We start from the raw sequence: 12,020 nt of genomic DNA, 5'->3' as shown, positions 1-12,020 counted from the left end.
ATGCTTTTGTGAGATGAGAGTGCATGTTCGCTGACATGTACCGCCTTGTCCTGTGTTGAAAAGGAAAAGTTTTTCACTTCGGATATCAGTTCGCGCATACGGGCTTGCATGAGGTTGAAGTCTCGTGCGAGGTCGCCCAGTTCGTCACTCCCCAACGATTTTATCCCGTGGCGTAGATCGCCTTGCGCAAGGAGACGCGTCGCGCCTGAGAGTTCGCGGATGGCCCGGCCAACGGACAGGTAGAATCCGATGAACAGATAAATGATCACCATTACTGTTGCCGTGAGCGCAAAACCCCAGAGCATCAGTTTGTTTTGGCATTTAGCCAAGCGTTCATGCAGTTTTTGGTCGGCCTGTGCGAACACTGACTCCATCGCTTGGTCAAGCTTCGCAAGAAAAGGCGCGTAATCGTTGAACCGCTCTAGCCATGTGCCCATCAGCTTCTGGTAGACCGAGCCTGTTATCGAATAGGGATCAATGATGCTTGATTTGTATCTGGACTCAGCTTCTTGGGCCGCACTGGCAATGAGCAATTGTGTATCAGCATTGTCCGCCCCGTTGTTTTCGGCCTGAATGAACCGGTCGAAATTGTTCAGTTGGTTAAGGACGGTGGCTTGCGTGGACGAGTCGAGATAGCCAAATGCAGTGACATAGCCTGCGTAACTTTGGGTCTGAGCGAGCACTTGATACAGGGGCAGGATTTCGTCGAGCAACAGCGCCATATTGCGATAGACAAGTGGGTCGTCATCATGAGTGAGGCGCGCCGATGCGGCAATTTCCTTGATAGTAACAAGGCGTTTGTGAAGTGCGCGGGCCCCCTCGGTATATCGCACGCTCAAAGGCTGTGAAGCGTCAGTAATCTGTGCCGGAGCATTCGAGGTGACGAGGGAATTGGAGAACGGGCTTTTTTTCAGCCACTGGTTCAGTTCATCTGTTTGTTGTTTGAGCAAATCAGCCTGCTTTCGAATGAGCGCGGCGATGTCTGGTTTGTTGCGAGCACGCGCGACAACCTCAAGGCCCGCAAGCTCCACGGCTTTTTTGTACTCGGACAGACTTTTACTCATGGCTTCAAGTCCTTGCAGCTCGAGTCGGGCTGACTGTCGTTCCTGGTAAATGCTGATCATCTTATCGATGGAGAGCCAACAGTACGGAAGCATGAACACCACGAAAATCAGTGAAAACTTCTGCGCATATCGCGCACGGTTCATCAAAGCCAGAACGGGTCTGAACATCACTGCTCCTACAAATGGAGATCGCTGGTTGCGAGAAATCACGTCAAACGGCCGACGTTCCCTGTCAGCCCCCTGCCCTTCGCTTAACCGATGGTCATCAGGCTTGCGTTACCACCTGCGGCGGCGGTGTTTACGCTCACCGCCCGCTCGATGACCAGCCGTTCCAGTGGAATGTCGCACTCACCAGGTGACAGGCCGTGAACGCTGATGATTGCCCCTGGCCGAGAAGCGATGAGTTGGCATAAATGCCGCAATTGATCTGAATGCCCATGATGAAGAACGACGTCGAACTCCACCGTTCCGCTGTTCCATTCCACAGCTCTACTGATAACGCGCTGTACTGCTTCAGGAAGTTTGCTGAACAACGCCTTTGTTTCTGGGTTTTCGACCCACAAGACTTGACTGCCTACGGCGAGTACAGCCGCCAGTTGCACCAGCAGATCCGCTTCCGTGTGAGCGATGCAAAGCACACGAGACCGAGGCAGAATCGTGTAAGTGTTTCGCTCACCCGTAGGCCCGGTCAGCACACGTGTCAGTCCGCTTTGCGATTCGGTTTCAAATGTCGTGCAGAGTGAATACAGCGCGTTATTTCTAATGGAATGAGCCCAAACAACGAGAGACTTAAGTGGTCGCAACAAACTTTCGCGAGCACTTTGTTCTGGAGCATTCTGCGCGTCGGATTCACCAAACGCTTTGGACAAAGCATGCTCCGGTCTTGTCGACAGCAGGCGATACATGTAAAGAGGTCCACCGGCTTTCGGCCCGGTGCCGGACAAGCCTTCTCCTCCAAATGGCTGCACGCCGACAACTGCTCCGACGATGTTACGGTTTACGTAAACATTGCCCGCGTGAACATTCCCAATGATTTTGGCTATGGTTTCATCGATACGGGTATGCACCCCCAACGTCAGCCCGTACCCGGAACCATTGATATGCTGGATCAGTCGATCGAGATTCTTGCGGCTATAGCGAACGATGTGAAGTACCGGCCCGAAGATCTCTCGTTCCAGTTCATCAATGCTTTCCAACTCGATTAACGTCGGCTGTACGAATGTGCCTCTGCGGAAATCCTCACCTGAAATGATTGAAGTCTGGTAAACCGAGCGACTTTTGGCACGCATGCTTTCGATGTGTTTATCGATGCCCGCTTTCGCCTCGGCATCAATGACTGGTCCAATGTCCACGCTTAACCGGTCCGGGTTGCCTTGCCGACATTCAGCCATAGCGCCTTTCAACATCTCGATTACTCGATCCGCTGAGTCATCCTGAAGGCACAGCACCCTCAACGCTGAGCAGCGCTGGCCGGCACTGTCAAAAGCGGAAGCCACAACATCAATGACGACCTGCTCGGTCAGCGCCGATGAGTCAACGATCATTGCGTTCTGGCCGCCCGTCTCTGCAATCAGCGGAACCGGGCGACCTATTGCGTCGAGGCGTCCGGCGATATTTTTTTGCAGCAGACGTGCTACCTCTGTCGACCCGGTAAACATGACCCCCTTGACTCGGTCGTCACTGATTAGCGCCGAGCCGATGACACTGCCACGCCCCGGCAAAAGCTGCAGTACGCCAATCGGAGTACCGGCTTCAAGCAGAATGCGTACAGCTTGCGCGGCGATCAATGATGTCTGCTCGGCTGGTTTGGCCAGAACTGTATTGCCTGCCATCAATGCGGCAGCGACCTGGCCGGTGAAAATAGCCAACGGGAAATTCCAAGGGCTGATGCAGACTACCGGCCCCAATGGCCGATGAGCATCATTGGTAAACTCCTTGCGAGCCTGTGTGGCGTAATACCTTAGAAAGTCGACAGCCTCTCGCACTTCGGCAATAGCATTGGCAAAGGTTTTCCCGGCCTCTCGCACGAGCAGGCCCATGAGCGGTTGAATATCCGCCTCCATCAGGTCCGCTGCCCGTTCCATAATTTGCGCCCGTTCGCTGACGGGCGTTGCCTGCCAGATAGGGGCAGCACTGGTTGCATGTCCCAGTGCCTGTTCGACATCTTCCAGGTCAGCCGGCTGGACGTGCCCCACGATGTCTCGCAAGTCTGAGGGATTGCGGACCGGTTTAACCTCACCCGATCGCCCGCCTCCACCCAGCATAGGTGTGGCGACCCATTCAGTGTTCGCAGTAGCGAGCAACGCACAGGAAAGAGAGGCAAGGCGATGTTCATTCGTCAAGTCGATTCCGGCGGAGTTGGCACGATCGACCCCGTACAAATCCCTTGGCAACGGAATCTTTGGATGTGGTAGGCCGTGAGCACCATCCTCAAAAGCCATTGCATCTACAGTCAACACCGGATCAGCAACCAATTCCTGGAGGGTGATTGACTGGTCGGCGATGCGATTGACGAACGAGGTGTTGGCGCCGTTTTCCAGCAGACGACGCACCAGGTACGCCAGCAGGGTTTCGTGAGTACCAACCGGTGCGTACACGCGGCACGGACGGTTCAGCTTGCCTTCGGAAACTTTGCCGACTACCTGCTCGTAGAGCGGTTCGCCCATGCCGTGCAGGCACTGGAATTCGTACTGGCCCGGGTAATAGTTCTGACCGGCAATGTGATAAATCGCCGACAGGGTGTGGGCGTTGTGCGTGGCGAACTGCGGGTAGATGACTTCCGGCACCGACAGCAGTTTGCGCGCGCAGGCGATGTAGGAAACGTCGGTGTACACCTTGCGGGTGTAGACCGGATAGCCTTCCAGGCCTTCGACCTGGGCGCGCTTGATTTCGCTGTCCCAGTACGCGCCTTTCACCAGACGGATCATCAGGCGATGACGGCTGCGGCGAGCCAGGTCGATCACGTAGTCGATCACGTATGGGCAACGCTTCTGGTACGCCTGAATCACGAAACCGATGCCGTTCCAGCCAGTCAGCTGTGGCTCGAAGCAAAGGCGCTCGAGCAGATCCAGCGACAGCTCCAGACGATCAGCCTCTTCGGCGTCGATGTTCAGGCCGATGTCGTATTGCTTGGCCAACAGGGTCAGCGACAGCAGCCGCGGGTACAGCTCATCCATCACCCGATCATATTGGGCGCGGCTGTAGCGTGGGTGCAGTGCCGAAAGCTTGATTGATATGCCGGGGCCTTCGTAGATTCCACGGCCGTAGGAGGCCTTGCCAATGGCATGAATGGCCTGAGTGTAGGACGCCAGGTATTTCTGTGCGTCATGCTCGGTCAGTGCCGCTTCACCGAGCATGTCGTAGGAGTAGCGAAAGCCCTTGGACTCGAATCGGGTAGCATTTGCCAATGCCTGCGCAATGGTTTCGCCGGTGACAAACTGTTCGCCCATGACACGCATCGCCATGTCTACGCCTTTACGAATCAGCGGCTCTCCACCTTTGCCGATGATGCGTGTAAGCGTAGAGGTCATTCCGGATTCACTATGAGTCGCGACCAGTTTCCCGGTCAGCAGCAACCCCCACGTCGCAGCATTCACGAACAGAGAGCCACTTTTGCCGATATGCGTCTGCCAGTTGCCATTACTGACCTTGTCCCTGATCAACGCATCGCGCGTGCCCTTATCCGGAATGCGCAACAGCGCTTCGGCCAGGCACATCAAAGCAACACCTTCCTGCGAGGACAGGGAGAACTCCTGAAGTAATCCCTGCACAAGCCCTGCCCGTCCGCTAGCGTTTTTTTGATTGCGCAGCTTGTCGGCAATGTCTGTAGCCAGTCCGGCTGTCAAAGAGGCCATCTCTGCAGGCAGACGTGCCTGCTCAAGCAGCATGGGTACCATCTCCTCCTCTGGCCGCCGATAAGCTGAAGTAATCGCCGCTCTGAGCACCGACTGTGGATGGATGTTTTCGGCCAGGTCTAGAAAGGGTTGGCAGGCCGTCTCCACCGCTGCCAGTTCTCCTTGTTCCTCCGGATCACCGAGGTGCGTGCCTAGCAGCTCATCCAGCGTAATGCCGCCTTCAAGCTTTTCCAGACAATGGAAAAGGGCCTGCTTGATCAACCAATGCGGGGTTCGATCAATTGATGCAGCGGCAGATTTGAGACGTTCACGGGTCAGGTCGTCGAGTTTCACACCGAGGGTAGTCGCCATTATTAGAGCTCAGCCAAGGAAACCGTTAAAAGGAAAATGGAGCGGTCATGAACCGAATTGAAGACGCGCCAGTACGAAACTCCTGGCAACTTCAGGGCGCAAAGGCAATGATTGCCGCCAAGTAGAATGACGTAATCGGCGTCAACATCGCGGCTACCGGTTGATACGGTAGCCGCGATGTTCGCCGCCCTTATTGCAAGGGCGCGATCTTCAGAGTACCGAGCGCAGGAAGTCTGCGGTTTCAGCTTTTTCAGGATGGTCGAAGATCTGTTCGGGCGTCCCTAATTCGTGGATCTGTCCTTTATGGAAAAAAGCCACACGATCTGAAACCTCACGGGCGAAACGCATTTCATGGGTTACCACGATCATCGTCATCCCTTCGTGAGACAACATGCGCAAGGTATCAAGCACCTCGCCGACCAATTGCGGATCGAGGGCTGATGTCACCTCGTCGAACAGCATGTAATCTGGCGACATCGCCAATGCCCGGGCAATAGCCATGCGTTGCTGTTGGCCACCCGACAGGCGCGATGGGAACGCCGTCAGCTTTTCACCCAAACCGACATGCCGGAGTTTTTCGACGGCGATCGCCTCGGCTTCCTGTTTCGATTTGCCCAGGACTTTTCTTGGCGCGAGCATCACGTTTTCGAGCACGGTCATGTGGGGAAACGCATTCCACTGCTGAAAGACGATGCCGATTTTTTGCCGAAGTTGATTGAGGTCGGTTTTTTTCGAATGGACATGAATACCATCGACACTGATACGACCTTGCTGGATATCTTCCAGACCATTGATACACATCAGCATGGTCGACTTGCCGGAACCCGAACCACCGATCATCGATAGCACTTCGCCTTTATTTACGCTCAGGCTGACGCCCTTGAGTACATGCAAGGCGCCAAAGTGTTTATGTACGTCTTCAATTTTTATCATTGTATTTGCCACCTTTTCTCAAGGCGAGCGCCGAGTCTCGCAATAGGGAAGCTCATTAAGAAATAGATCACGCCGGTAATGGCCAGAATGGTCAGCGGTTCCTGCACTCGAGTTGTAACAATCTGCGAGCTACGCAACAGTTCGATAATGCCGATCCACAACACTAGCGAGGTGTCTTTCATGATCCCGAGGGCCAGACCGATCCAGCTCGGGAACACGATTCTGGTGGCGATCGGCAAGGTGATCGAGGCCACCTCCTGGCGCCAGGAAAGGCCCAGTGATCGCGCGGCACGGCGGGTGGTCGCAGGCACTGCCGCCACCCCGCTCCTGACGATTTCGGTGCACAGTGCTGCGGCATAGACGCCAAGGCAAATACACGCCACTACGTAAGTTGGCCAGTTCAGGCGAAACATGCTGTTGAACGAATTGAATATGACCAATTGAATCAACAGCGGCACAGAACGAAAGATATCCAGCACCCAACCGATGGGAGAGCTTATCCACCACGCGGCACCGGCTCTGATTACACCAAACAGTGTGCCGAGCAATGTGCCTATCCCGACCGCAGCCAACGTAATCGCGATTGTGACAACAGCACCCTTCAACAGAAAAAGGATGTCGCTCCACGCTAATGTCCCTTCAAAAAACATGGCGCACCTCTCAATAACGAAACAGGCGCCAAGCACATAGCCGCGCGCAAATCGTGAATATTTTCGATATCAGGTAGTACAGGCAAGCCGCGACGAAGAAGTACTCGAATGTCCGATAAGTCATGACATTAAGCTGCTGAGTAACCCCCGTCAGGTCGCTCGTCAGACCCACGATGGTTCCGAGAGAAGTCATCAGAATCGACCAGACCATCTGGTTGGTCATGGCGTGAAACACCGCCCGCAACATCTGCGGGAGCACGATGTGCCACAACGTCTGAACAGCTCCCATACCCAATGAACGAGCAGCGCGGACTTGCGTTTCCGGGACGGCGGAGAAGCCGCCCCGGAACGTTTCTGCCAGATAGCCTGCGTTGTTGAACGTAATACCAAGCAAGAGTGCATAGTACGAGTCGATACCCACTCCAATGGAGCCCAGCCCGAAATACACCATGTAAATCTGAAATAGCGCCGGGGTATTGCGCGCCGTTTCGATCCATACACTGGCCAAGCCAGAAAGGGTTTTGTTACCCGATCGTTTTGCAAGCGCCAGCAGGATCGCCAACACCGTACCAACTGCCATCGCCAGCGTGGCTATCTCCAGAGTGACTACCGCTCCCGATAACATATCCGGAAGCGATTCCAGAACCGGGCGCCACTGGAAGGTATAAGACATACGATTACCTTTTTACGCGAAAGGTTTTTGTTATGCGGAACGAATGCTCCGTTTCCTTAACGATAGGTGCCTGAGACAGTCAGATCCGGAGCCGGCCCACCTTCAGTTCCGACCCATTTGGCGTAGAGCTCTGCATAGCGACCCGAGCGCACCTGGCGGTTCAGGAAAAGATTCACGTAGTTGAGCAAGCCCTGCTCCTGGCGTTGCACGAGAAACGCGCAGTAATCGGGATCGACAGGGGCATCACCGACGATCTTCAATCCCGGGTACTTACCCGAATTGATCACGTGGGTAGCAATCGTCGCAGTGGTGTATGTCGCATCAATTTTCTTCTGGCTAAGTGCAAGGAAGCTGTCCGACTGCGACTGAAAGGTCAGCATCTTGGTGGCGGGATCATTGATCTTTTTCACTGCCTCGTTCAGAGCGGTCGTTTCATAGGCTCCGGCCGGCCCTCCCACTGTGTGCCCTTTGAAATCGGCAACACTATGAATGCCGGCGTCTTCTCGGGCGAGGATGATGGTTTTGAACACGAAGTAAGGAATAGAGAAACCGATCGTCCTTGCGCGCTCCAAGGTATCGGAGGCCACGGCAATCCCGACATCGGCCCGGCCCGACAGCACCGCGGGAATCCGGTCCGGATCCGGGGTATCGACGATTTCCGCCTTCACACCAAGAGCGGCGGCCAGGTCATTACAGTAGTCGACATCGAAGCCGATCGGCTTGTTGTCCTTGTCTCGCGCGCCGTTAGGCGGGAAGTCAAGTTCTACCGCACAACGCAGCTTGCCCGACGAAATGATATCGTCCAACTGGTCTGCGTGAACGGCAGTAGTGCTCAAAGCGGCGACGGCTGCGGCCAGAATGAGTGAGTTGATGCGCATTTTTGTTCCCCTCGTTTGTTGGCTGAACTCAGAAACAAGATACGCATATTTTAGCGTATCTTGGATATCGTATACGTATTATCGGGGCAGTAAAATTACAGCTCTTAGATCATTATTGTTGGTATCACTGGACGAGAAAACCGTAGGTAAGTGGATCGGTCTCATCGATGATCCAGTTCGCGAAACCACAGATATGTGCCTTACCGCTTACCTCGGGGATAACGGCGTCCAACGGACCTACCTTTGTCTCACTGAGCACGCGACCTTTGAAAACGGTCCCGATAATGGATTCATTGATCAATGCATCGGTGGCCGATAGTTCACCACGCAGATAGAGTTGTGCAACGCGGCCCGCGGTGCCCGATCCGGTTGGCGACCGGTCGATCGCACGATCGGCATACACGCAGCAGTTGGCCTGGCTTGACCCCTCGTGACGCGGATCGCCATACACCATTACGCCGTACACATCATTGAACTCGGGGATTTCAGGGTGAATGAACGAACCCCGGGCATTGATGGCGGTTTTGATTTCATAACCGAACTGAGTGAGGGTGGACAGATCCTTCTCGCGTATGGCGATATTATGTGGCCGGCCATCGACGTAGAAGTAAGTCGCGCCGCCGTAGGCGATATCACCGGTCACCTTGCCGAACGTTGGCGTGGTCACTGTCACATCTCGCTCGAAGATGAACGATGCTACGTTGACGAAACGTACCGCCCCTGCCCGCACACCATCCCACTCGACGAACGCCTCGATGAAGCCGCATGGCGCATCGATACCTACACGGGTCTCGGGGGCTTTTCGCTCAATCCAGCCCAGCTCCACAGCAGCCGTTGCCAGCGCGATCACACCGTGACCGCAATGTGGGCTATAGCCCATGTTGTTCAGGAAAATGATGCCGAAATCGGCGCCTACACTCACCGGCTCAGTCAGAAAACCGCCGTACAGATCCTTGTGACCGCGTGGCTCAAGCATGAGGGCTCGCCGGTAATGGTCGGCGTTCTGCTGCAACCAGGTACTGCGCTCGACAATGGTCGCACCAGGCACTTTGGGTAGCCCCTGGGTAACGAGACGGAACGTTTCCCCGCTCGTGTGCAGCTCAACCGTGGCAAATGATCGTTCGTACTGCATTCGTATTCTCCGTATCTCAGGGTTGCGAAAGCTAGAAATGGCGTAAATAGATCGCCATTTCAGATATGGTATACGATAAACGATGTTCGTCAACTGTCAAATAGCAAGTCCGCTGATCAAGGCTGATCGATAGGCAGGCAAATGGAAGGCCTATAAAGAAGGAAAGAATCCAGCCCGGCTATGACTTGATGACGTCATTGACACAGGCGATACGGTATACGATATTCGATAAAAACATCAGGTATCAGATGTATGACTCATTCAGAAATCGATTCGCCGGCCGTCATCGGCTATGTCACGCCGCTCAGTGCGCAACCCGGAAAACTTCTCGAATTCAAGATTTCCTCGGCAGGTGATATGGATATTCGCGCCAGGGTTGTTCGGCTTGACTGCTGCGATCCCAATCCGCAGGGCCCAGGCCTCAAAAGCGTGGACGTGGATTTCGACCTGGACGAGAGCTATCGGGCAACCGAACAAAAGACTTACCTCGGATCGTGTGCAGTTGCTCCCCTGCCCTGTCTCAGCGATACCAGCAACCTGACATTATCGCTGCTTATAAAGCCCACGCTGTACAGCACCGCCGACCAAGTAATTTTTTCGTGGCAGGATGAAACTGCAACGACGGGCTTCGCATTGATCCTCAACGCGGGCACGCTTGAGTTAAAACGGCTGGGGGAACACACCCGCCTGGAGCTTGGTCTTTGCCTGGAAATCAACCGTTGGACTCAGCTGGAAATCGGCTTTGGCGTGCAAGACATCGTTGTTCGATCGAGGCTGGTGGGCAGACGAGAAACCGCCGAATCCAGCACCTGCCTGGAAGGGCTTCACGCCTTGCTCAAGAACACCAGTCATCTGACTCTCGCTGCCATCTGGAGCGGCCATCCCGTCGATTGCCTCAATGGCGCCATCGAGGCTCCATGCCTGACCCGCACTCAGGTTGGCACGAGTACCGACATCGAAGTGCTTGCGCGCTGGTCTTTTGCCAATGATGCATTCAAGCAAACGATTGAAGATGACATTGATCCCTCGCGCCATCTCACCTTGGTCAACATGCCGATGCGTGGCGTGCGCTCTTCGGGTTGGACCGGCCGCAACATGGACTGGAAAAACGCGCCTGACGAATATGCCGCCATCGCTTTTCACGCTGATGATCTGAGCGATTGTCAGTGGAGCACGACCATTGCGGTTCGAGTGCCTGCCGGTATGCCATCGGGTGTTTACGGACTTATCGTCGATCACCCGTCAGGCAGCGACACTATCCCGTTCTACGTTCTACCCGGTGCAGGCTTGCCTCGACGCAAAATTCTCTTTCTGGCACCCACGTTTACCTATCAGGCCTATGCGAACCATGCCCGCGGAACATTCGCCGGCGCGCTGCAGAACCGAGTCAGTGAGTGGAATGCCTATCCTCATAATCCGGATGTCATCGGTACATTTGGATATTCAAACTACAACTGTCACCCGGATGGGTCAGGGATAACCCTTTCATCCCGATTGCGGCCGATCATGACTATGCGCCCTGCCTATCTGGTCTATCTCGACGAGCGAGGTTCCGGGATGCGTGGCTTTGCCTCGGACTCGCATCTGACCGACTGGTTGAAAGCCAAAGAGTACGACTTCGACGTCATTACCGATGAAGATCTGGATCGTGAAGGCGTTGATGCCCTGACGCACTACGATGTCGTGCTAACCGGGACCCAGCCTGAGTATCAAACGCGCCGCACACTGGAAGCGCTGATCACCTACCGCGAGCGCGGCGGCAAACTGATGTACCTCGGCGGTAACGGCTTCTACTGGAAAATCGGCCGCCATTCACAGCTCCCTCATATGATCGAGGTGCGTCGCGCAGAAGGTGGTATGCGGGTCTGGGCCAGCCAGCCCGGTGAGTATTACCACCAACTCGATGGCGAGTATGGCGGCTTGTGGCGTCGCAACGGAATCGCACCGCAACAAGTCGCCGGCGTAGGTTTCACCGCCGAAGGCGCATTCGAGGGGACGTACTACGTCCGCACTCCGGAATCGTATCGTAGTGAACTGAACTTTCTGTTTGAGGGTATTGCACCCGATCAGCGAATAGGCGATTTCGGTCTTTCGGGAGGCGGAGCTGCCGGGTTCGAGATCGACCAAGTCTGTTCGGACTTGGGTACCCCGGACTTCGTTTCGGTAGTTGCTGCCTCTGAAGGTCATGGCCCGACCTTCGAAACCACTTTCGAAGAGCTTCTGCTTCCGGGTGTATTCGATGGTGGCCCGCGACCTTACGGCGGCATCCGCTCGAACATCATCTATGGCGTCGACGAGAACGGCGGAGGTCTGTTCTCGGTCGGGTCTATTACGTTTTGCGGCAGCCTCTCGCACAACCACTACGACAACAACGTGTCGCGCCTGCTGGAAAACTGCCTGCGCAAATTTCTCCAACTCTCATGCCGCTCCGATGACCTGGGACAACCCTCCCCCAACTCCGCCACCTCCTTAAAAGAAGACTGAC

7 protein-coding genes and 1 pseudogene are annotated in these 12,020 nt (G+C 55.0%); 1 reads left to right on the top strand and 7 read right to left on the bottom strand.

From position 1 onward, the window contains the following. Positions 1–101: 101 nt before the first annotated feature. From OC71_RS28635 to lhpH, 7 genes and pseudogenes are all read right to left on the bottom strand, one after another. Positions 102–272: pseudogene (locus OC71_RS28635) on the bottom strand (HAMP domain-containing protein); the annotation flags it as partial. 1,043 nt (positions 273–1,315) lie between these two features. Further along, the gene (gene putA, locus OC71_RS02735; protein ID WP_152620425.1) at positions 1,316–5,272 is read right to left on the bottom strand and encodes a trifunctional transcriptional regulator/proline dehydrogenase/L-glutamate gamma-semialdehyde dehydrogenase; all 3,957 of its coding nucleotides are present in this window, start codon (positions 5,270–5,272) and stop codon (positions 1,316–1,318) included. 207 nt (positions 5,273–5,479) lie between these two features. After that, a complete protein-coding gene (locus OC71_RS02730) occupies positions 5,480–6,202 on the bottom strand; it encodes an amino acid ABC transporter ATP-binding protein (RefSeq protein WP_041063865.1) in 723 nt (240 codons plus the stop codon). Continuing rightward, positions 6,199–6,852, bottom strand: a complete 654-nt coding sequence (locus OC71_RS02725) for an amino acid ABC transporter permease (RefSeq protein ID WP_041063863.1) — start codon at positions 6,850–6,852, stop codon at positions 6,199–6,201. Before OC71_RS02725 ends, OC71_RS02730 begins: the two co-directional genes overlap by 4 nt. Positions 6,853–6,862: 10 nt before the next feature. After that, positions 6,863–7,525 (bottom strand): amino acid ABC transporter permease, encoded by a 663-nt coding sequence (locus OC71_RS02720; RefSeq protein ID WP_041063861.1) that lies wholly within the window; start codon positions 7,523–7,525, stop codon positions 6,863–6,865. 56 nt (positions 7,526–7,581) lie between these two features. Then, entirely contained in the window at positions 7,582–8,403 is an 822-nt protein-coding gene (locus OC71_RS02715) for a transporter substrate-binding domain-containing protein (protein ID WP_041063859.1), read from the bottom strand. Between the two features lie 124 nt (positions 8,404–8,527). Beyond that, positions 8,528–9,535, bottom strand: a complete 1,008-nt coding sequence (gene lhpH, locus OC71_RS02710) for a trans-3-hydroxy-L-proline dehydratase (protein WP_041063857.1) — start codon at positions 9,533–9,535, stop codon at positions 8,528–8,530. Between the two features lie 252 nt (positions 9,536–9,787). Here lhpH and OC71_RS02705 point away from each other — a divergent pair, with 252 nt between their 5' ends. Then, positions 9,788–12,019 carry a N,N-dimethylformamidase beta subunit family domain-containing protein gene (locus OC71_RS02705; protein ID WP_052510572.1) on the top strand — a complete coding sequence of 744 codons (2,232 nt, stop codon included), beginning with the start codon at positions 9,788–9,790 and terminating at the stop codon, positions 12,017–12,019. Position 12,020: the final 1 nt, after the last annotated feature.

This window comes from Pseudomonas sp. W15Feb9B (genome assembly GCF_000828175.1).
Taxonomy (GTDB): Bacteria; Pseudomonadota; Gammaproteobacteria; order Pseudomonadales; family Pseudomonadaceae; genus Aquipseudomonas; species Aquipseudomonas parakoreensis.
Note: the sequence above shows the minus strand (reverse complement) of the source record. Positions and strands in the feature narration are given on the sequence as shown.

Coding starts and splice junctions, on each gene's coding strand:
- OC71_RS02715 (WP_041063859.1), bottom strand. CDS start 8,403: ATGCGCATCAACTCACTCATTCTGGCCGCAGCCGTCGCCGCTTTGAGC.
- OC71_RS02730 (WP_041063865.1), bottom strand. CDS start 6,202: ATGATAAAAATTGAAGACGTACATAAACACTTTGGCGCCTTGCATGTA.
- lhpH (WP_041063857.1), bottom strand. CDS start 9,535: ATGCAGTACGAACGATCATTTGCCACGGTTGAGCTGCACACGAGCGGG.
- OC71_RS02720 (WP_041063861.1), bottom strand. CDS start 7,525: ATGTCTTATACCTTCCAGTGGCGCCCGGTTCTGGAATCGCTTCCGGAT.
- OC71_RS02725 (WP_041063863.1), bottom strand. CDS start 6,852: ATGTTTTTTGAAGGGACATTAGCGTGGAGCGACATCCTTTTTCTGTTG.
- OC71_RS02705 (WP_052510572.1), top strand. CDS start 9,788: ATGACTCATTCAGAAATCGATTCGCCGGCCGTCATCGGCTATGTCACG.